This is a genomic window from Sphingobium sp. LMA1-1-1.1, from assembly GCF_040676365.1.
In the GTDB taxonomy this organism is placed as follows: domain Bacteria; phylum Pseudomonadota; class Alphaproteobacteria; order Sphingomonadales; family Sphingomonadaceae; genus Sphingobium.
The window spans coordinates 1-19,885 of record NZ_JBEGHS010000002.1 but is presented as its reverse complement, the minus strand read 5'-3'; the positions used below and the strand labels follow the sequence as shown (position 1 = coordinate 19,885).

The following is a 19,885-nucleotide window of genomic DNA, read 5'->3' as shown; positions in this document are numbered from 1 at the left end:
GTCACGTCGCCGCAGCCAGATGCGCCCTGGCGTCTGCTGCCGCGCCGTAGCGGCGCGCCAGCACCGCACAGGCCATCAACTGGATCTGATGGAAGAGCATGAGCGGCAGCAGGATCGGTCCCACCGCGTTGGCGGGGAACAGCACACCGGCAATGGGGACGCCCGTCGCCAGGCTTTTCTTCGATCCGCAGAATTGCAGCACGATCGCATCCTCCCGCGACAGGCCGAGCAGCCGCCCCAGCAAATGAGTGAAGAGCAGGACGGTGGCCAGCATGGCGATGCAGATCGCCGCCAGCAACAGCAATTCGCCGCGCGACACCTTCTGCCACAATCCTTCCACCACCGCCGCGCTGAAGGCGGCATAGACCACCAGCAGGATCGACCCGCGATCCACCCGACCCATCATTGCCCTGTGCCGGCTGATGAAGCCGCCGATCCATGGTCGCGAAAGGTGCCCGACGATGAAGGGCAGCAATAGCTGCAGCAGGATATCCTCGATCGAGGAGAGCGAGATCAGGTTGCCGGTCCCGCTTTCTTCCATCGTCAGCGCGACGAGCGCGGGCGTCAGCACGATACCCAGCAGGTTGGAGAAGGATGCGCTGACCACCGCCGCCGCGACATTGCCCCGCGCAATGGCGGTGAAGGCGATCGAGGATTGGACGGTCGAGGGCAGCAAGGTCAGGAACAGCAAGCCCGCACGCATCGAAGGTGGGATTGCCGTCGCCTGTCCGGTCGCAAGCCCGATCAGGGGAAAGACCGCGAAGGTCGTGCCCAGCGTCGCCAGATGCAGTTTCCAGGCCCGGGTACCGTCCCAGATCGCGTCGCGCGACAGCTTTGCGCCGTGCAGGAAGAAGAGCAGGACGATGCCGGCGTCCGCAGCGGCGCCGGCCACAGCAGCGGCGCTTCCGCGCGCTGGCAGAAGCGATGCAAGCGCCACCGTACCGATCAGCAGCAGCAGGAAAGGGTCCAGAATCTCGCGCAGGCGTTGCATTGGGTCGCCTTTAGGCAGGATGGTCGGAAAAGGATAGACGCGCCTGCGCCGATCAGCCAACAGTCGCGGCGGACGAGGGAGCGCGGAAACGGGCGCAGGAACAGCAAGGAGATTCCGGTCGTGAGCGAGGGGATAGGCATCCTGGACAATCAGGGCATTATCGAGATCCATATCGACCGGCCCGACAAGAAGAATGCGCTGACCGCAGACATGTACCGCGCGATGACCGGTGCGCTGGTGGACGCAGCCGCCCGGACCGAAATCGGCGCCGTGCTGTTCGCGGGAAAGGGCGACGCCTTCTGCGCGGGTAATGACCTGAAGGATTTCATGGCCGGCCCGCAGGGCGGCGAGGCGGCCTTTGCCTTCATCCGCGCCATCGCCAATTTCGAAAAGCCGATCGTCGCGGCGGTCCAGGGGCTTGCCGTGGGCGTGGGGACGACCATGCTGTTCCATTGCGACCTGGTCTATGCGGCGCCCGATGCGCGCTTCGTCATGCCCTTCGTCAATCTGGGGATCGTGCCGGAGGCGGGGTCGAGCCTGCTGGCGCCGGCAGCGCTGGGCTATGCCAAGGCGGCCGCCATGCTTCTGCTGGGCGAGCCGCTGGATGCGCAGGCCGCCGATCAGGCGGGCCTTGTCACCGCGATCGTGCCGGGCGACGTGCTGCTGGACCACGCCCGGCGGAAGGCGGCGATGCTGATGGCCAAGCCGCCCCAGGCGCTGGCCGCGACGCGCCGGCTGATGAAGGGCGACCTGACGGCGTTGAACCAGCGGATCGAGGAAGAGGCGCGTCTTTTCCGCGAGACGCTTCAATCCGCCGAGGCGCAGGAGGCGTTCGCGGCCTTCTTCGAAAAGCGCGCGCCAGTTTTCCGCCGCTAACGCCGTCCGAAGCGTATTTCACTGACGATCACGGCCGCGACCACCAGCACGCCGCCCAGCAGGGCGCTGCCGGGCAGGCGTTCGCCGGCGATCCAGCCGATGAGGCCGGCCCAGACCGGCTCCCCGGCATAGATCAGCGTCGCCCGCGTCGCCGACACGCTGCATTGCGCCCAGTTCATCACGAGCTGGATCAGCGCCGTCATCAGCCCCAGGCCGCAAGCCGACAGCGTGACGATCCAGGAAAAGGGCGGAGCAGCCTCTCCCGCTGGCACCATGCAGGCGAAGGCCAGCAGGGAGGTCACCGCCAATTGGATGAAGGTGACGCGCGCCACGTCGACGCGGCCGGCCCACAGGCTGATGAAGATGATCTCCAGCGCAATGGCGATCGTGCTGACCAGCGTCAGCGCCTCGCCCCGGCCGAGCGACAGACCTTCGGCCGGCGCGGCGATCAGCAGCAGCCCGACAAAGGCCAGAGCGACGCCGATCCAGCTTGCCAGGCGCGGCCGCCGGCGCAGGATGGCCCATTGCAATATCGGGACCAGCGGCACATAGGCCGCCGTGATGAAGGCGGAAGTGCTGCTGGGGATTGTCTGCAAACCCCAGGTCTGGAGCGTGTAGCCGCAGAAAATGCCCGAGCCGATCATCGTTCCGGCCAGCCATTCGCGCTGCGTGACGCCGCGCAGGACGGGCAGGGCGAAGGGCAGGGCCATCAGCGCCGCGGTGCCGAAGCGCAGCCCGACGAAGAACAGCGGTCCGCTGTGCCGCATGGCCTGATGCACGATCAGGAAGGTGCCGCCCCACAGCAGCGTGATGCCGATCAGCGCCAGTTCCGGGCGCCCGATCATCAGCCGGTGGGGAGGCGAGGGGTCGGTCGCGGCGCCATGCATGATGCCGCTGGTGCTGCGGATGAGCGTTCAGGTCAAGGGCCGCCTGCGAAATGGAGGACCGTGGCGCCCTGTTCCGCCCACGGGGTCTTGCCCGGCCGTCAGTCCTTGCGCATGTCGTTGCCCGCGCGTTCCATGGCGGCGCCGACGTCGCGCTTTGCTTCGCGCGCTTCGCGTTCGGCGTCGCGCGACGCATTGTCCATGGCCGCGCCGACGCGATCGGACCCTTCGTTTATGGCATTGTCCGCCCTGTCGAGGCCCCGGTCGATCCGGGCGCCGGCCTGGTCCATCGTGTTGCTGACGTCATTGCCGATCGCGGAGCCGGCATTTTCCAGATTATCGGCCGCTTTTTCCGAGCAGGCCGAGAGGCCAAGGACGGTCAGTGCCGACATGGCGGCCAGGAATGATGTGCGCATGGTTCACCCTTATCTTGCCTTCAACAAAGACCTGATAAGCGCCCCGGCGGCGATAAGGTTGCGTAACGATCCTTCACCGGCCGCGCAAACCGAACACCATGGACCTGTCCTGATCCGGGATCAGCCCCTCCAGCACCCGCCAGAATCCGGTGACGGAGCCTTGTCCCGCCTGGGCATAGGCCGCCGCCATCTTTTCCCGCAGAGCGCGGAACAGCTCTGCCTCCAGCGCCATGCCGGCAGCGCTGAGCCGCAGCAATTTCTGCCGCCGGTCATTCGCGCCCTGGCGGGTTTCGATATAGCCCTGCTCGATCAGGTCGTTGAGCACGCGGCCGAGCGACTGCTTGGTGATCGCCAGCAGGCGCAGCAGGTCCTTGACGGTGAGGTCAGGCTGGCGCGAGATGAAATAGAGCGCGCGATGATGCGCCCGGCCCAGCCCCTGCGCGGCGAGCCCCTCGTCGATCGAGCGGGTCAGCGCGGAATAGCCGAAATAGAGCATCTCTATGCCGCGCCGGATCTCGTCCTCGCGCAGGAACAGCGGCGAAGCGGGTGCGATCTGGGACGTCGGGGCGGGGGAGGAAGAAGGGGGAGCGGGCATGCCGGTCGGTTCCAGGCTGAGAGGACAGGGCGGCGTGCATATTGGCGGTTCCGGAAAATAATGACTAGGCTTTCCTTTCGCGCGGCAGGCGCTATATGGCGGTCCGCGCCGGCATTATCCGGCCGATGCTGGGGCGTAGCCAAGCGGTAAGGCAGCGGTTTTTGGTACCGCCATGCGCAGGTTCGAATCCTGCCGCCCCAGCCAGCCGAATCCTCTAGTTTCGGCCTATATTCAGTGACTTATCGGAAAATCGCGACGGAAGAGAGTTGGACCCGGTTCGCCTCATTTGGCCCGGATTTGCCCCCTCTTTTATCGCGATTTTTATCGCGATTTTATCTGGATAGGGGCCGACCAGGATGTCGGACTATGAATCGCACCATCACGCTTACCCCTTCGCTCATCGACGGAATGGCGAAGGGTTCCCTGAACGATCCGCTCACCCCTGGACTGGCAATCCAGATGCTCTCGCGCGGCAAGAAGGTCTGGAAATATATGCGCTGGGTTCCGGGCAAGCAGGGGTTCCTGCGACGAACGCTTGGCACCTATCCAGCTTTTACCATCGCCGCCGCGCGGGAGTGGGCGAACGAACTGAACGCCATGATCGATGCCGGTTCCGATCCAAGAGATATCTGGCAGGAGCAGGAGCGCCGCGACACCATGACGGTGAACAGGGCGCATGTCTTATATATGAATGCGGTTCGGGAAGGGCGGGCCTCCCGGTCCAAGCGCAAGAATAAACCGCGGACAATAGCGGACAAGATCGCCATATTCAGCCGCGATGTTGAGCCCAAGCTGGGTAAAAAGATCATCTATGACGTCACCGAGGACGACCTCATCGCGCTGGTGGAAAAGAAGGGAAAGGCGGCAAAGGTTCGCGCCAACCGGCTCGCTGCGGAATTGAAGGTGTTCTTCGGCTGGACGGCGTCCCTGCGGGGAAAAGAGGTCGGGCTGGAGGTCGATCCGGCCCGCCGCTTGGGCGATCTGCGCTTCCCCGAAACGCCACGGGCGCGGAAGCTCAGCCTGGATGAACTGTCATGGTTTCTTCGAGCGCTTGCTGAGGAACGGCGGGATTTCCGTCGTGGTATGCTCCTCTGGTTATTGACGGCGGCGCGCTTCTCCGAGGTCGTCTTCGCAAAAACTGCTGAGCTTCAGGATGGTATCTGGACCATTCCGGCGGAGCGTTCCAAGAACGGACAGGCGCATCGGATCGCGCTGGGGCCGTGGGGCCTTCGTCTGTTCCGTTCCAATTCGGAATGGCTGTTCCCAGCGGAAAAGGTGGAGGGGCCGCGAACGCAGGGCTGGTATGAGGCCAGGGATCGTGTCGTCGCCCGGATGGCGAAATTGGCCGGACGACCAATCGAGCGGTTTACGCCCCATGATTTTCGCCGGACGGCGCGGTCCAATACGAAGCGTCTGCATGTCGATTTCGAAACCGCCGAGGCGATGCTCAACCATCTGAAGACTGGACTTGAGCGGACCTATGACCGCTATGATCTCGAAGAGGAGAAGCGGCGCTGGTTTGCGCGTTGGGAAAATGAGGTGCTGGCGATAGCGCGCCGGGCTGGCGTGCATGAACAACTGGAAGGGGCCGATGCCGTTTCAGGTGCAGCGCGATCACCACAGGGCCCGGCTGTCGAGCCAGGCTTGCACCTCTGAAAGTCGGAACCGGGGGCAGCGGCGGTGTTTGCTGCTCCCGGTGCCCAATTCATATTCTCGGGGGAAATTTCCTGGGCGGCGCGTGCGCAGGCGGTCGATCTGGCGGCGTGAAAGGCGTGCAATTTCTGCGAAATCGCTCACGGTGATCAATCGATCTATTTGGTCAGGCAGCGGCTTTCGGGGCATAGGGCATTCCAAATTTTTGCTACCCATCATTTTCCCACATTCAGATGATGTCACTGGTGCAAAACGGCATAAAATAGGCCCAAATTGATCCGTTGCCGCAAAGATGAAATCGCTTCGGTGGTCCCGGCATGGGCGGTTGGCATGGGGACTTTGCGCTCTGTCCGCTTTTGAGAACGGAATTGGAAAAGCCGACGCTAATCGTCGCTACTGGGAGCGATGGTCAGAAGCTGAATGGGCGTAATTTCCGTCCATAACTCTCGCCCGGGAAATTCCCTGCCTGGATGGTTTTCTTCCACCTATATCCTGCTGATGGCGGGGACGCCGTGATCGGGGAGCGACCGGACACTCCATCGCCGCGAGATACGAAGCGCCTCAACGTCGCCATAGGCGCCGACCGTCAACGCCGAGATCAGCACGGCCGCCACGATGATCGCCACTCCGGCGATGACACCCTGAAGCACGTCGGCTAGGTCGATCCGCTCGGCATCAGGCTGTTGGCTGGGCACCTCTCGCCGTGGGAGCACGGCCATGATTAGGACGACGGGAATTTGAATGGCCGGAAAGACTGCAAACAGGCTCAGGCAGTGGCCACGGTTGGACCAGGATGCGCGGCGGAATGACAGGACCGCCAGGCCCAAGGCGACGAAAAATCCGATCGCATGAAGTCGGCGAGATGCGTGCGCATCGGCTCCTGGGCCGCGAGATAGACCTGCGTTCGCTCGAATGGTGGCGTGCGTTCGTCGCTGGAAGCCGCTGGGTAAAGCGCGTGATTGGAGTCAGCATATTTCATCAATCAAGCTCCCTCGATGCCTGCGACGATCGGATTTCATATCGAATGCAGCCAGCAGGCCAAAATGATTCGTTTTCGTAACGTTTTCGGGCGGACTGGGATGGTCCGCTCTTCCGTTGGCGACGGCGAGATCTGCCTTCGAGACCGATATCATTCCGGGGACGCCGCGTCAGATCGGAAAACAATTCCGCACTCCTTCATGTAACCCCCGATAGGAAGCGAGCCTTCCAGCAGCATTCATTCCACTCTGCTTTCGGTACGGAATCCCTGACGATGCCGGATCCTACCCCGAAGTGCAAAACTTGCTCGCTGACCTTAAACTGAAGGGTGCGGATCAGAACATTAAATGCGGAGCGGCCGTCGGGCGTTATGAAACCCATGGATCCCGAATAGGCGCCACGCTGACGTTGCTCCTGTTCCGCTATAATTTCCATCGCCCGGATCTTCGGCGCGCCGGTGATCGATCCGCAAGGAAACAGACGCATCAGCAAGTCAATCGTGTCAAGGTTCGGAGCGATATCGGCACGGATGGAACTCGTCATCTGATGTATGGTGGGATAGGTTTCGATCGCGAATAAATCGGTGACTTTAACCGTCCCGGGAACCGCTGCACGGGACAAGTCGTTCCGGAGCAAATCGACTATCATCAAATTCTCGGCACATTCCTTGGGATTTTCACGTAGCTCTCTTTTGCGAGTTGCATCCTCCTTTGGCGTCGTACCTCGGCTAGCCGTTCCTTTCATGGGCTTCGTCCAAATGGTTCCGCCACTGAGTGAGAAGAACAACTCTGGGGAACAGGAGAGCAAAGTATGCTGTCCAGTAGATAGAATGCCTCCCCATCCGGCACCTTGTGCGAGCCGCAATTCTCGATAAAGTTCTATCGGATCACCAGGGTAACAAAAATGGGCATCAAAGCTGTAGTTGACCTGGTAGCAATCGCCCGCATCAATTAGAGATAGTATATGACCAACGTCCCGCATGTAGCGGTGTTGCTCGATCTGTGGCTGCCAATATTCGGAGCGCGACGGTGGTCTGATTGGCTTCGATGGCGATATCCGCGTTGGATTGGGAGCGCCGAAGAGACCGAACCAGAGTAGGGGAACGCCGAATGGTTTCAATGAATAGCGGTGAAGCCGCTGTTCAAACGCGAACCCCGCCTCATAGCTAAGGTAGCCTGCTGCGTGAGAGCCCTTGGCAACTCCGCGACGCAGGCGCATCAATGCTGGCAATATCTCTTCAAGTGTATGCGCAGCGATGATCTCATGCGGGTCGGAGTAGAGGACAGCCTCGCCGTCTGCTCTTACATCGTCGAAAACGACAAAGGGCGTTGTGAGGTCGGGCATTGGGTAGCGCGGGGATGCAGGGTGAGTTGCTGCATCGTTCCAACCCGATGGGGCTTGCGAGCGCAAATGTTCATTGGTTTTCATTGCCGCAGAAGTTGCTTGCTTAGGCGAAAGACGGTGCCCGCAACACATCCGGGTAGAGCCTGTGGCTTATCAATCTCGATAACAGCTCCGAGCACGAGATCGTGCCGCAAGCACATCTCAGCCAGCCTGCGCGCGAACGTCTCGATCAGATTGATACGCTGCGTGGCTAGAGTTGTCGCAAACTCACAGATCTGCGCATAGTCAAATGCCTCTCCAAGTTCATCGTCGTTCGGCGGAATGACTGAGAGCGTGGCCGTTATGGACAATGGCTGCAAGACTCCTTTCTCCGCAGCATAGGCCCCTATGTCGGCCATCACCTTCAACCCGGTTACCACGATATCGCATTGCATCGCACCGCGGGCATTCGTCGCGCTAGGCAGACTGACGGGAGTAGAAGTGTTCATTCCACTTTGCCTGTGCTCCGTTCCACTATCTGCTGACTAGATCTCATTCATCGAACGTTCGGAATAGAGCGGCTTTGTTCCTGGAGAGTTTCACCCAATATCACCGGCGAACGAAGTGGATTCGCCGCGGAGATCAGATCCCGTGTTTCGACACTTAACCAATCACCCAGTGGGAGCCGATTTACGGTTGTCCTCGTCTGATCGCGCGAGCGCCGCTTTTAGACTGGGTAGACACAAAGGCAGTGCGGCGATGCACAGTGCTGCCGCGATGATGCCCAGCAGCGCGTACGACGAGTAGTCCACCACCAGCCCTCCTACCGGAGCCCCCAGAGCAAAGGCCAGCCGTTCGCAGCCGCCGCCCGCCGTGCCGATCCTGCCCGCCGAATCGAGTGCTGCCGCTGTGCCGAGCAGATAGGCATAAAGATACATGTAGAAGATCCAGTAGAGCAGCACGCCCAAGGAGTAAGCGACGATGGAGGCCGATACCCCCAGGATGGCGCAGCCCACACCGGAACCCACCAAGCCGATCGCTATCGCCCACAGCCGGTTGACACGCCCCGCCGTCATCGCGGCGGCAAAGGTGCCCGCGAGACCGCAAAAGGTGCTGGCGGACAAGATGAAACCGATGGCCTCCGGCTGAAGATCGATGTGGCGGCCGATGCGTTCGGCGAAGCTCCAGAGCGCACCCGTGCCGAAGGAGAATAGCGACCAGAGGATGAGCAGGGGTTTTGCCCCGCCTTGCCGCAACACTGACCCCCGCTGTTGAAGATTCACGTGCGGCGCGATCCCCTTGAAGCCGATCAGGAATGGGCTTGAGAACAACAATATGATGCTCATGCCCAGGAAAATACCGAACGGGCCGAACGCTTGGCCGGCAAAAGGTAGCGTCATCATGAGCAACACGATGACAAGCAGCGTCGCACTGCTGCCCAAAGCATATATGCGGTCCGCATTGTGCGAGCCGGACGCCCCGGTGATGACCGCGGCGTAGAGGAGGCCGTAGCCGGCCCCTGCCGCAGCCGCGAGCGTGCATAGCACCGGGAAACCGGGATCGAAGACGAACATCAGAAGATGCGCAGCGCAGCTCAGCCCCGCGCCGGCCAGACCGATACGCATGGGCCGGAACTGATCAATCACAGGGGAGAGGACAAGCATGATCAGGGCCAGCGATCCGACCTCGAAAAAGCCGAATATGCCGCCTTGCGTGGCGCTGAGGTGGCGGCCGTCCATGACCGCTCCAACCTGGAACGGCATCGAGGAGGTTCCGAAATGGGCAAGGCCGTTGCCGATGCCCACGGCCAGCACTAGCGCGATGAAGGCGGCCAACCCTGGGTTTCGCTGTGTTTCGACCATTGAACCTGACGATGCCATGACACTGTTAACTTTCGACGTTCATCAATGATGGGGTTGGCACTTCCAACAAAACCCAGTCTGATTGCAACCGTGCCTTCTTTTCCCTGACGCCCGCAGCAAGGGAATTGGCCTGCCCTCAACCGCGCGCCAGCGCCCCGGTGGGATCGTAAAGCGGCTCGAGCGAGAGTCTGGCTGGGCGCCGCTCACCCAATATCGAAATCTCAAAGCCGCTCTGCGCGTGGATAAGATCACGGTTGATATAGCCCATTGCCACGCCTGCGCCGATGCGATGCCCGTAGCCGCCGGAGGTGACGAAGCCGACATGGACCCCGTCATGCCAGATCGGTTCGTAACCGGCCGGATCAGCATCGACGGTATCGACAGCGAAGGTTACGAGCAACTGTTCCGGAGGACTCTGCTGCTCGGCTAACGTTGCCGCCTTGCCGATGAAATCAGGCTTGTTGATATCGACGAAGCGGTCGAGGCCCGAAGCGGCGGCGGTGAAATCCCGGCTAAATTCGCGCGACCAGATGCCGAAACCCTTTTCCAAACGCATGGAATTAAGGGCATGAATGCCGAAGTTGACGAGGCCAAGATCCTTTCCGGCGCTGCGAAGGCTGTTGTAGATCGAGCGAATATAGACAGCGTCGGCATAGATTTCGAAGCCCAGCTCCCCGGTAAGCGAGAGCCGGGCGATGAATGCCGGGGCGAAACCGACATGCGCCGGGCGCACCGTCATGAAGGGGAAGGAGGATTTCGACAGGTCGATGTCGGTTATCCGTTGCAGCAGCGTCCGCGCATTGGGACCCATCAGCGCAACGCCCTGTATCTGGTCGGTCACGTTGCGGAACTGAACATCATCCTTGGGCAGATGAGTATCGAACCAGCGGCCGTGCCAGTTCTGGAGATAACCCGAGCCGAAGAGAATGAAGCGCTCTTTTTCCAGCCGCATGACGGTGAGGTCGCCCATCAGTCGCCCGCTGTCCGAGAGCAGCGGGGCGAGGCGCAAACGTCCAGGGGCGGGCAACTTGCTGGCCAGGATCTTGTCCAGCGCGGTGGCGGCACCCTTGCCAGTCACTTCATATTTGCCGAACGAGGAGCTGTCGAAAATGCCCACCGACCGCTGTACCGCGGCCACTTCCCGCGCGACCGCAGGGAAGGCGTTGGAGCGCTTGAGGGTTGGTGTTTCGACCGGCTCCTCTCCCTCGGGCGCGAAGTAAAGGGGAGTTTCCAGACCGTAGCTGACGCCGAACACCGCATTCTGTGCCTTGAGCGTGTCATAGAGTGCGCTGGTGCGATGAACGCGACCGGCCGGCCAATATTCGTTGGGATAGGCCAAGCGGAAGCGGTTGGAGTAAAATTCCTTTGCTTTGTCTATGACATAGGTCGGGGTTGCATAGTCGCCGAAACGCGCCACATCCATCGCGTAGATGTCGCCTTCCGGTTCGCCATTGATGATCCATTGAGCGAGGGTCAGACCAACGCCGCCGCCCTGCGCGAAGCCGGCCATCACGCCGCAGGCCGACCAGTAGTTGGGGATGCCCGGAACTGGGCCAACAAGCGGATTGCCGTCTGGGGTGAAGGTGAAGGGGCCGTTGATGATCCGCCGGATGCCTGCCTCCGCGACGGCTGGAAAACGCTGGTAGCCGCGGATGAGTTCTTCGGTCAAGCGCTCCAGGTCGGGGGGCAGCAGTTCGGTCTCGCCATAGTCCCAGGGAGTCCCAGACACCGCCCAAGGCTGCGCATCCTTTTCATAAACGCCCACCAGCATCCCGCCGCGTTCCTGGCGCATGTATATTTCGGCGTCGAGATCGAGAATGAGCGGCAGTTCCTTTTCCTGCGCCAACACCTCGGGGATGTCTTCGGTCACGAGATAATGATGTTCCATTGGGACCAGCGGCAGCCGCGCGCCAACCATGTTGCCCATTTCGCGCGCCCACAGGCCTGCGGCGTTCACGACATGCTCGGCTTCAATCTCGCCCTGGTCGGTGATGACGCGCCAGCTACCCCTGCCAGTGGGCTGCAGATCCATGACGCGGGTGTGGCGATAGATCTGGGCACCATTGGCGCGCGCTGCTTTGGCATAAGCATGAGTGGCGCCCGAGGGATCGACATGGCCCTCATGCGGATCGTAGATCGCGCCGTACACGTCGGCGACGTCGATCAGTGGGCACATATCCTTGATCTCGGCAGGTCCAAGCAACTCGGTGTCGATGCCCAGCACGCGATGCCGTGCCTGGTCGGCGCGCAAGAAATCCCACCGCTCCTGAGTCGCGGCGATGTTGAGTCCGCCGGTCATGTGCATGCCGACGCTCTGGTCGGACAGTTCCTCGATCTCCTTGTAAAGCGCGATGGTGTAGGATTGCAGGCGAGCGACGCCAGGGTCGCTGTTGAGCGCGTGGAAGCCACCGGCGGCGTGCCAGCTCGATCCTGCAGTCAGCTCCTTGCGTTCGATCAGGACAACATCCTTCCAGCCCAATTTGGTCAGATGATAGAGGACGCTGCAGCCGACGACGCCGCCCCCGATAACGGCTACTTTGCAATGAGAAATCATAAACCGCCAAGCTCCACGCTCTGGCCGCCGCGGGGGATGCAAAATCGCCTCTGAAAGGTCATCATCCCACCGGCCGCCATTATTGAATGGCTTTTGCTATCAAATCTTCCAGAGAGCCGTGCGGCCTTTATTTAGGCGCGCGCCACAAAAAATTAGGCCGAGTGGACCATGTCGTGACCCGGTCACATCCGCGCGAATGACACGCGGCATTTCGATTCTGACGGTGTGGGGGCTGATGTGGGACGGTCGGCTTGGGTACGGGTCAGTTTCGGCTCATGTTCCGGTTGGCGGCCAAGGCCTTGGGCGAAATACCAAACCGTTCGACGAAGGCAGCCGTGAAGGTGCTGTGATGCGCATAGCCCACGGCATAGGCGACCTGGCTCACCTGGAGGTCTGATGACTGTAGCAACTCATAGGCTCGCCTCAGTCGCGCCGCTCGGATCAGATGCTGGCCGGTCGCGCCGTGACGTGCCTTGAGGCCGTTGCAAAGCTTATTGACGTTCAGGCCGAGGCGGCGGGCGAGGGCCTGCATCGTGGGGGGGTGGATGAACTCGCGCTCGAGAATTTCCCGGGCGTCATCAATGCGTTTGACATCGCGATCGGAAAGGGGGCGGGACGGAGGGCTGTCAGAAGCTGCTGATCGGAGCGCGCAGGCCAGCAGTTCGTAGCCGCGCGCCTTCATGTTCACCAGCCGCAGCGGACCAGATTCCTTGTCGTTTAAAATCGCATGGATGATGCTCGACGTTTCCGGCAGGTGCGGCAGGACCCGGTGCGTCGGCAGAGTGCTCTGCCGGTTGAGGATTCGGCGCAGGTCGTCGGGCAGAAGCGCCGATTCATAGCCTATCAGTCGTCCTAGCCATTCCGGCTTGCAATAGAGGGTGGCAGACACTTCGCGCTTCATGTCAGCGGAGCCCAGCTCCTCCCAAACATCGTCATGGCCCTGGGGCTGGTGCCACAAAAGCATCGAAGGCCGGTCTTGGATCACGTCGCCCCAATTTCCCTGCAGCGAGATCGACCCCGAAACACGGTAATGAAATTCGATCAGATCCTCGCCCACCAGATTGAGCGCCATGCCCTGCGGCAGCGCCACGTCGAGCGTGAGCAGAAACAGCCCGGGTTCGAGCGACACAAATTCGCAAGTGCCCGAAGCGTCGTCGCGGTCGACGGTCATCCTTGCCGTCCGCATACCGCCCGTTTCGATGATGCTGCCTATGGAGGGGGGCGCTCGATCTGACCAATCCGTATGGAATGATCCCAGAATGCGTCCATCTTGCCGGTGCAAGGCGACATCCCTTGATGTGGTTTCAGCCAGCACACCCGACTCCCCTGGTGCTTTCCTGCGCCATACATATGTGTATATCGCTTTTGTCACAGCTTGGAAAGCGCTTGCTCGAAGAGCGGTGGCGAGGCATTCGGGATAGCTTCTTTCAGCAGAAAATGCCCCGGTTGGCGTCAGATCGAAGGGAATACAGGTGAGCAAGCTCCCGGTCGAAACGACCAATGACGAGGGAAGAGGACTGTCGACCCAGGACTGGATCGATGTGGCGCGGGCGATGCTCCTCAAGGAAGGGGTGAATTCGGTCAAGATCGATCGCCTCGCCCGCGAGTGCGGTGTAACCCGTGGCGGCTTCTACTGGCGTTTCAAGAGCCGGAGCGACTTGCTCGACGCCCTGCTGGAGGATTGGAAGAACACGAATAGCGCCCCTATCCTTGAGGCGCTGAAGGGACCTGGATCACCTGCCGAGCGGTTCGAGCGGTTGGTGCGCCTGTGGATTGACGAGCAGGAATATAGCCCGGATTACGACACGGCGATCCGCAACTGGGCGCGCACCGATGTGAAGGTTCAGCAGGCGGTGCATGAGGTGGACAACCGGCGCGTGGAGGCCTTGCAGAAGCTGTTCAAGGACTTCGGCTTTGCCGAAGATGAAGCGTTGGTAAGAGCCCGGGTCACTTATTACCATCAGGTCGGCTATTATGCGATGGAAGTACGTGAAGCAGCCCGGCGCCGCGAAGAACTCAGCCAACTTTATACGTTGGTCCTGACGGGCCAGTCCTCTCCGACCCCCGTCAAGAGGTGATCGGCAGGTTTGTCGTCATCTTGACGCATCCGAGGGCGAAATTGGAATTGATCGATCCCACGCCGGGAAGATGCAGAAGCACCTTTTTCAAAAATGTCTCGTAAGAGGCTATGCTGTCGATGACGATCCGGATCAGATAATCGCTGTCACCGCTCATCGAGAAACATTCGACGATCTCGCTTCGGTCCCGGACCGCCGTCTCGAAGCGGTTCAGAGTTTCCTCGTCATGCTGCTTCAACTTTAGCTGGGCAAAGACGTCAACCGTCAGGCCAAGCAGTTGCGCGTCGAGAAGAACGACCTTGCCCCTGATCGCACCCATTTCCTCCAGCTTCTTGATCCGTCGCCAGCACGGCGTGTGAGACAGGCCGACGTGCGAAGCGATGTCCACGACCGACATCTCAGGGAACTGCTGAAGAGCCGAAAGGATTTTTCGATCAAGCCGATCCACGGTAAAGTCTCCTAAAAAATCTCAGATATATAGGATAAAATTGCACTATTTATCGCGAAACGGGCGAAGAGAGAAATTTTAATTTCGATCCTGCTGGAGCATCATCCGGAGATTAACCCCATGTTGAAGGTTGACCGGCGTCCATGAAAAATTCCCAGGGTCTTCGGCTGCATGTTCCCGAACCCCTGTCACGTCCCGGGGACCAACCGGATTTCAGCAACCTCGTCCTTTCGGCGCCCGGCGCAGTACGGCGGCCCGACAGCGGAGAGGCCGAGCATCTGATGCGCGACTTGCCCTATGAGCTTATTCGCGTGCTGGACGATGAGGGCGAAGCACAGGGGCCATGGAATCCGCGGCTCACGCCTTCGGTGTTGATCCGGGGGCTACGCGCCATGATGCTGACACGCGCCTTCGATGATCGACTCTTCCGTGCGCATCGGCAGGGCAAGACCAGCTTCTATATGAAGTCGACGGGGGAGGAGGCGATCGGCGCTGCTCAGTCGATGATGCTTGACGCGGGGGACATGTGCTTTCCCACCTATCGCGTGCTGTCCTGGCTGATGGCGCGCGACTATCCCCTGACGCAATTGACCAACCAGATCTTCTCCAATGCAGAGGATCCGCTTAAGGGGCGGCAGCTTCCCATCCTTTATTCGGCGCGGGAATATGGCTTCTACTCTCTCTCGGGCAATGTTGGCAGCCGGTTCGGCCATGCGGTCGGCTGGGCGATGGCGTCCGCCTACAAGGGCGACGACAAGATCGCGCTCGCCTATATCGGGGAAGGCACGACAGCCGAGGGCGATTTCCACGAAGCGCTGACGTTCGCCAGCGTCTATCATGCGCCGGTCATCCTGTGCGTTACCAACAACCAATGGGCCATATCGAGCTTTGCGGGCATTGCAGGTGCGCAGGAGACGACCTTTGCAGCCAAGGCGCTCGCTTATGGCCTGCCAGGCCTTCGCGTCGATGGCAATGACTTCCTGGCCGTCTGGGCAGCTACGCAATGGGCTGCGGAACGAGCGCGGTCGAACAAGGGGGCGACGTTGATCGAATTGTTCACCTATCGCGCATCGGGTCATTCCACCAGTGATGATCCCACCAAATACCGCCCCTCCGATGAGCCGGTGCACTGGCCGCTAGGCGACCCCGTCGACCGGCTGAAGCAGCATCTGATTGCGATCGGCGACTGGGATGAGGCCCGCCACGAAGCCCTGGCGGCGGAACTGGAGCAGGAGGTCAAGGGCGCGGTGAAAGCGGCAGAGGCGGTCGGAACGCTCGGCAAGTCCAAGCCCAGCGTCAAAGAAATGTTCGAGGGCGTTTTCAAGCAGCCCGACTGGCGCGTCATTGAGCAGCGCCGCGAATTGGGGATTTGATACATGGCCGTGATGACCATGATCCAGGCGCTCAATTCGGCGCTGGACGTAGCGCTCGCCAATGATCCCGACACCTTGGTCTTCGGCGAGGATGTCGGTTTTTTTGGCGGCGTGTTTCGGGTGACGGAAGGATTGCAGGCCAAGCACGGTCTGACCCGTTGCTTTGATGCGCCCATATCCGAAGGCGGGATCATCGCGACCGCCATTGGCATGGGTGCCTATGGGCTCCGGCCCATCCCTGAAATCCAGTTCGCTGACTATATCCTGCCGGCCTTCGATCAGTTGGTGAGCGAAGCGGCGCGCCTACGCTATCGGTCGAACGGCGAGTTCTGGGCACCGATCACTGTCCGCTCTCCATATGGCGGCGGCATCTTCGGTGGCCAAACGCACAGCCAGTCGCCCGAGGCGATCTTCGCCCACATCACCGGATTGAAGACCGTTATTCCTTCCAATCCCTATGATGCCAAGGGGCTGCTTCTGGCGTCGATCGAGGATGACGATCCCGTCATCTTCCTTGAACCCAAGCGTATCTACAACGGGCCGTTTGACGGCCGGCATGACCAAGCGCTCAAGACCTGGGCCGACGAGTCGAGCGCTCAGGTGCCCGAAGGCTATTACACCGTGCCGCTGGGCAAGGCCGCCGTCGTGCGGGAAGGCGTCGCGGCGACCGTGCTTGCCTATGGTACGATGGTTCATGTCGGCAAGGCGGGAATTGAGGATAGCGGCGTCGATGCCGAACTGATTGACCTGCGCTCGATCGTGCCGCTGGATGTGGAAACGATCGTCGCGTCCGTGAAGAAGACCGGGCGGTGCGTCATTCTGCACGAAGCATCGCGTTTCGGCGGCTTTGGCGGCGAATTGTCGGCGCTGATCCAGGAACGCTGTTTTCATCATCTGAAAAGCCCGATCGCGCGTGTGGCAGGATGGGATACGCCATATCCACATGCGTTCGAATGGGATTATTTCCCCGGCCCGGCGCGGCTGGCAGCCGCGCTCAAGCGCGTCCTGGAGGACTGAAAATGGGGCTTTATCACTTTCATCTGCCCGATGTGGGAGAAGGCGTTGCCGAGGCGGAGGTCGTCGTCTGGCATGTCAAGCCAGGCGACCAGGTCAAGGAAGACCAGAGCCTGGTCGATGTGATGACGGACAAGGCGACAGTCGACATGACCTCGCCCGTCGATGGCGTCGTGCTGGCTATTCACGGCCAGGTGGGCGAGATGAAGCCTGTCGGCTCGGTGCTGGTCGAAATCGAGGTTGAAGGCGCGAGCAACGTCACGGAAAAGGCGGGCGCCGTTTCGGCTCCTGCGCTAGTCTACGAGCCCAGAGCCACCTCTGACGCGGCGGCGCCTGCACCTGTTGCGAGGGCCGAGTCGGCAGTATCGAGCCAGCCGCAGCGCGCACAGCAGCCCGGCTTCACCAGCCGTGCGATCGGCGATGCGCCGCTTGCCGCGCCTGCCACACGGCGTCGCGCTTACGAGCTGGGGATTCCCCTCCAGTTCGTCCCCGGAACCGGACCGGGCGGCCGGATCACGCCGGACGATTTGGATGTGTATATCGCCAACCCGATCGCCGCCGCACCACCGGCGGCGGGCAGGGCGCCCAGGGAAGGCGTCGCGGAACGCCAGATCATCGGCCTGCGCCGCAAAATCGCGCAGAAATTGCAGTACACCAAGCGCCGCGTTCCCCACATCGCTTATGTCGAGGAATGTGACCTCACCGAACTCGACGTGCTGCGAATCGACCTCAATGCCCATCGCCAACCGGGACAGCCTAAGCTGACCTTGCTGCCCTTCTTCATCGCGGCGCTGGCGAAGGCTTTGCCCGATTTTCCCCATATCAACGCGCATTTCGACGATGAAAAGGGGGTTCTCAAGGAATTTGCCGCCGTCCACGTCGGCATGGCGACGCAGACGCCCGCCGGGTTGATGGTGCCTGTCATCCGCCATGCCGAAGCGCGAGATATTTGGAACTGCGCCAGTGAGATCGGTCGCCTGAGCGCGGCTGCACGGGACGGCACGGCGAAGCGGGATGAATTGTCGGGATCGACCATCACGCTGACATCGTTGGGGCCGCTGGCGGGCATCGTCACCACACCGATCATCAATCAGCCGGAGGTCGCGATCATCGCCCCGAACAAGCTGGTGGAGCGGGCGGTGGTGCAGGGCGGAGCGGTCACGATCCGCAAGATGATGAACATCTCTTCCTCTTTCGATCACCGCATCGTCGACGGCTATGACGCCGCCCTGTTCGTGCAGCGGCTCAAGCGCCTGCTGGAACGTCCCGCTCTGTTGTTTATGGACTGAAACATGCCCGAAATTCTCAATCCCAAGGTGCTCGTGGTCGGCGGCGGGCCGGGGGGCTATGTGGCGGCGATCCGCTGTGGCCAGCTAGGCCTGGATACGGTGCTGGTCGAGGGCGAGCGTCTGGGCGGCACCTGTCTTGTGCGTGGCTGCATTCCGTCCAAGGCGCTTATCCACGCGGCGGATGAGTTTGCAGCGATGACTGCCGCAGCGCAGCAGTCGCGCTATGGAATCAGCCTTGCGGCCTCCCCCTCGCTCGATTTCGCGGCGATGGTCGGCTGGAAGGACTCCATCGTCGATCAGCTGAACGGTGGTGTCGCGGCCCTGCTCAAGCGGGCGGGCGTAAAAGTGGTGCAGGGCTGGGCTCGCTTCACCGATGCGAAAAGCTGCACGGTGGAGACTGAGGAAGGGGAAACCGTCATCCGTGCCGAGCATGTGGTGCTTGCGACCGGATCCTTGCCTGTCGAGCTGCCTTTCCTGCCCTTCGGCGGCAAGGTCATCAGCTCGACCGGGGCGCTCTCGCTCGACGAACTGCCACGCCGTTTCGCGATAGTGGGTGCGGGCTATATCGGCCTTGAATTGGGCATTGCCTTTGCGAAACTGGGCGTATCCGTGTCTGTGGTCGAGGCGGCCAATCGCATCTTGCCGCAATATGACGCCAAGCTGTCCGAGCCGGTCCGGCGGTCGCTGGAGAAGCTGGGCATCGGCCTTCTGCTCGGCACCGCCGCCAAGGCGGAGGTCGACGAAGGACTGATCGTGACCGTGGATGACGGCGAACAATTGATCGAGGCGGATCGGATATTGGTGACAGTGGGGCGTAAGCCACTTACCGAAGGTTGGGGTCTGGAGGAGATGGGGCTGGAAATGGCCGGTCCCTTCGTGAAGGTGGATGATCACTGCGCTAGTTCCACAGCCAATGTGTGGGCGATCGGTGATCTCGTGGGTGAGCCGATGCTCGCGCATAAGGCTTCGGCGCAGGGTGAACTGGTAGCTGAAGTCATCGCCGGTGCCAGACGGCGGTTCGACCCCGTTGCGATCCCTGCGGTGTGCTTCACGTCGCCCGAAATCGTGAGCGTGGGGGTGGGGCCGGACGCGCCCGATACGGTCAGCGCGACATTCCCCTTTTCCGCCAATGGGCGGTCATTGACGATGGATGCCGGTGATCAGGGGGGCTTCGTCCGCGTGGTGGCGCGCACGTCTGATCACCGCATCGTGGGAGTCCAAGCTGTCGGAGCGCATATTTCCGAACTGGCCTCGACCTTCGCCACAGCTATCGAAATGGGGGCGGTAGTCGAAGATATAGCTGGCATCGTGCATGCGCATCCAACCCTTGGCGAGGCTTTTCATGAGGCATCGCTCAAGGTTGCGGGACACGCCATCCACATCTGATCGCATCAATAGCTGTCATCAAAAACAACGGTGGAACCATGAAGATCCTTGTGCCCGTGAAGCGGGTGATTGACTATAATGTGAAGCCGCGCGTGAAGGCGGATGGGACGGGCGTCGATCTGGCGAACGTCAAGATGTCGATGAACCCGTTCGACGAGATTGCGG

The 19,885-nt window shown here is 61.2% G+C and carries 18 protein-coding genes, 1 tRNA gene and 1 pseudogene; 9 read left to right on the top strand and 11 right to left on the bottom strand.

Annotated elements, in window-relative coordinates; translation table 11 throughout:
* Position 1 precedes the first annotated feature (1 nt).
* The gene (locus MRBLMA1_RS05200; RefSeq protein WP_363735449.1) at positions 2 to 991 is read right to left on the bottom strand and encodes a bile acid:sodium symporter family protein; all 990 of its coding nucleotides are present in this window, start codon (positions 989 to 991) and stop codon (positions 2 to 4) included.
* A gap of 120 nt (positions 992 to 1,111) precedes the next feature.
* Between MRBLMA1_RS05200 and MRBLMA1_RS05195 the strand changes: the two genes are divergently transcribed.
* A complete protein-coding gene (locus MRBLMA1_RS05195) occupies positions 1,112 to 1,867 on the top strand; it encodes an enoyl-CoA hydratase-related protein (protein ID WP_363735448.1) in 756 nt (251 codons plus the stop codon).
* Here MRBLMA1_RS05195 and MRBLMA1_RS05190 read toward each other — a convergent pair.
* From MRBLMA1_RS05190 to MRBLMA1_RS05180, 3 genes are all read right to left on the bottom strand, one after another.
* Entirely contained in the window at positions 1,864 to 2,757 is an 894-nt protein-coding gene (locus MRBLMA1_RS05190; protein WP_363735587.1) for a DMT family transporter, read from the bottom strand. The genes MRBLMA1_RS05195 and MRBLMA1_RS05190 overlap by 4 nt on opposite strands.
* 95 nt (positions 2,758 to 2,852) lie before the next feature.
* Entirely contained in the window at positions 2,853 to 3,167 is a 315-nt protein-coding gene (locus tag MRBLMA1_RS05185) for a hypothetical protein (protein ID WP_133654620.1), read from the bottom strand.
* 73 nt (positions 3,168 to 3,240) lie between these two features.
* Positions 3,241 to 3,762, bottom strand: coding sequence for a MarR family winged helix-turn-helix transcriptional regulator (locus MRBLMA1_RS05180; protein ID WP_133654621.1), 522 nt, complete (start codon positions 3,760 to 3,762; stop codon positions 3,241 to 3,243).
* 129 nt (positions 3,763 to 3,891) lie between these two features.
* Here MRBLMA1_RS05180 and MRBLMA1_RS05175 point away from each other — a divergent pair.
* Both MRBLMA1_RS05175 and MRBLMA1_RS05170 read left to right on the top strand, forming a co-directional pair.
* Positions 3,892 to 3,966: transfer RNA gene (locus MRBLMA1_RS05175), tRNA-Gln, on the top strand.
* Between the two features lie 162 nt (positions 3,967 to 4,128).
* Entirely contained in the window at positions 4,129 to 5,418 is a 1,290-nt protein-coding gene (locus tag MRBLMA1_RS05170) for a tyrosine-type recombinase/integrase (protein WP_363735447.1), read from the top strand.
* A 482-nt stretch (positions 5,419 to 5,900) separates the two neighbouring features.
* Here the strand turns inward: MRBLMA1_RS05170 and MRBLMA1_RS05165 are convergent, their stop codons facing one another.
* From MRBLMA1_RS05165 to MRBLMA1_RS05140, 6 genes are all read right to left on the bottom strand, one after another.
* The gene (locus MRBLMA1_RS05165) at positions 5,901 to 6,110 is read right to left on the bottom strand and encodes a hypothetical protein (RefSeq protein WP_363735446.1); all 210 of its coding nucleotides are present in this window, start codon (positions 6,108 to 6,110) and stop codon (positions 5,901 to 5,903) included.
* A 481-nt stretch (positions 6,111 to 6,591) separates the two neighbouring features.
* Entirely contained in the window at positions 6,592 to 7,821 is a 1,230-nt protein-coding gene (pabB, locus tag MRBLMA1_RS05160; protein WP_363735445.1) for an aminodeoxychorismate synthase component I, read from the bottom strand.
* Entirely contained in the window at positions 7,818 to 8,225 is a 408-nt protein-coding gene (locus MRBLMA1_RS05155; protein WP_363735443.1) for a dihydroneopterin aldolase, read from the bottom strand. Before MRBLMA1_RS05155 ends, pabB begins: the two co-directional genes overlap by 4 nt.
* Positions 8,226 to 8,387: 162 nt before the next feature.
* Positions 8,388 to 9,578 (bottom strand): MFS transporter, encoded by a 1,191-nt coding sequence (locus MRBLMA1_RS05150; RefSeq protein WP_363735441.1) that lies wholly within the window; start codon positions 9,576 to 9,578, stop codon positions 8,388 to 8,390.
* A gap of 136 nt (positions 9,579 to 9,714) precedes the next feature.
* Positions 9,715 to 12,132, bottom strand: coding sequence for a GcvT family protein (locus tag MRBLMA1_RS05145; RefSeq protein WP_363735439.1), 2,418 nt, complete (start codon positions 12,130 to 12,132; stop codon positions 9,715 to 9,717).
* 262 nt (positions 12,133 to 12,394) lie between these two features.
* The gene (locus MRBLMA1_RS05140; protein ID WP_363735438.1) at positions 12,395 to 13,303 is read right to left on the bottom strand and encodes a helix-turn-helix transcriptional regulator; all 909 of its coding nucleotides are present in this window, start codon (positions 13,301 to 13,303) and stop codon (positions 12,395 to 12,397) included.
* A 301-nt stretch (positions 13,304 to 13,604) separates the two neighbouring features.
* Between MRBLMA1_RS05140 and MRBLMA1_RS05135 the strand changes: the two genes are divergently transcribed.
* Positions 13,605 to 14,210: a TetR/AcrR family transcriptional regulator gene (locus tag MRBLMA1_RS05135; protein WP_363735437.1), complete on the top strand. Its 606-nt coding sequence runs from the start codon at positions 13,605 to 13,607 to the stop codon at positions 14,208 to 14,210.
* On the opposite strand, the gene MRBLMA1_RS05130 is transcribed toward MRBLMA1_RS05135, so the two are convergent.
* Entirely contained in the window at positions 14,200 to 14,658 is a 459-nt protein-coding gene (locus MRBLMA1_RS05130; protein WP_363735436.1) for an Lrp/AsnC family transcriptional regulator, read from the bottom strand. The genes MRBLMA1_RS05135 and MRBLMA1_RS05130 overlap by 11 nt on opposite strands.
* 143 nt (positions 14,659 to 14,801) lie before the next feature.
* On the opposite strand from MRBLMA1_RS05130, the gene MRBLMA1_RS05125 reads away from it, so the two are divergent.
* The 5 genes and pseudogenes from MRBLMA1_RS05125 to MRBLMA1_RS05105 form a co-directional block, all read left to right on the top strand.
* A complete protein-coding gene (locus MRBLMA1_RS05125; RefSeq protein ID WP_363735435.1) occupies positions 14,802 to 16,031 on the top strand; it encodes a thiamine pyrophosphate-dependent enzyme in 1,230 nt (409 codons plus the stop codon).
* Positions 16,032 to 16,034: 3 nt separating this feature from the next.
* A complete protein-coding gene (locus MRBLMA1_RS05120; protein WP_363735434.1) occupies positions 16,035 to 17,048 on the top strand; it encodes an alpha-ketoacid dehydrogenase subunit beta in 1,014 nt (337 codons plus the stop codon).
* A 2-nt stretch (positions 17,049 to 17,050) separates the two neighbouring features.
* A complete protein-coding gene (locus MRBLMA1_RS05115) occupies positions 17,051 to 18,334 on the top strand; it encodes a dihydrolipoamide acetyltransferase family protein (RefSeq protein ID WP_363735433.1) in 1,284 nt (427 codons plus the stop codon).
* A 3-nt stretch (positions 18,335 to 18,337) separates the two neighbouring features.
* A complete protein-coding gene (gene lpdA / locus MRBLMA1_RS05110; RefSeq protein ID WP_363735432.1) occupies positions 18,338 to 19,720 on the top strand; it encodes a dihydrolipoyl dehydrogenase in 1,383 nt (460 codons plus the stop codon).
* Between the two features lie 38 nt (positions 19,721 to 19,758).
* Positions 19,759 to 19,885: pseudogene (locus MRBLMA1_RS05105) on the top strand (electron transfer flavoprotein subunit beta/FixA family protein); the annotation flags it as partial.

Bases quoted from the DNA above. Each gene is read 5' to 3' on its own strand.
- MRBLMA1_RS05200 (WP_363735449.1), bottom strand. From the start codon at position 991: ATGCAACGCCTGCGCGAGATTCTGGACCCTTTCCTGCTGCTGCTGATC.
- MRBLMA1_RS05185 (WP_133654620.1), bottom strand. From the start codon at position 3,167: ATGCGCACATCATTCCTGGCCGCCATGTCGGCACTGACCGTCCTTGGC.
- MRBLMA1_RS05180 (WP_133654621.1), bottom strand. From the start codon at position 3,762: ATGCCCGCTCCCCCTTCTTCCTCCCCCGCCCCGACGTCCCAGATCGCA.
- MRBLMA1_RS05170 (WP_363735447.1), top strand. From the start codon at position 4,129: ATGAATCGCACCATCACGCTTACCCCTTCGCTCATCGACGGAATGGCG.
- pabB (WP_363735445.1), bottom strand. From the start codon at position 7,821: ATGAAAACCAATGAACATTTGCGCTCGCAAGCCCCATCGGGTTGGAAC.
- MRBLMA1_RS05155 (WP_363735443.1), bottom strand. From the start codon at position 8,225: ATGAACACTTCTACTCCCGTCAGTCTGCCTAGCGCGACGAATGCCCGC.
- MRBLMA1_RS05150 (WP_363735441.1), bottom strand. From the start codon at position 9,578: ATGGTCGAAACACAGCGAAACCCAGGGTTGGCCGCCTTCATCGCGCTA.
- MRBLMA1_RS05145 (WP_363735439.1), bottom strand. From the start codon at position 12,132: ATGATTTCTCATTGCAAAGTAGCCGTTATCGGGGGCGGCGTCGTCGGC.
- MRBLMA1_RS05140 (WP_363735438.1), bottom strand. From the start codon at position 13,303: ATGACCGTCGACCGCGACGACGCTTCGGGCACTTGCGAATTTGTGTCG.
- MRBLMA1_RS05125 (WP_363735435.1), top strand. From the start codon at position 14,802: ATGAAAAATTCCCAGGGTCTTCGGCTGCATGTTCCCGAACCCCTGTCA.
- MRBLMA1_RS05120 (WP_363735434.1), top strand. From the start codon at position 16,035: ATGGCCGTGATGACCATGATCCAGGCGCTCAATTCGGCGCTGGACGTA.
- MRBLMA1_RS05115 (WP_363735433.1), top strand. From the start codon at position 17,051: ATGGGGCTTTATCACTTTCATCTGCCCGATGTGGGAGAAGGCGTTGCC.
- lpdA (WP_363735432.1), top strand. From the start codon at position 18,338: ATGCCCGAAATTCTCAATCCCAAGGTGCTCGTGGTCGGCGGCGGGCCG.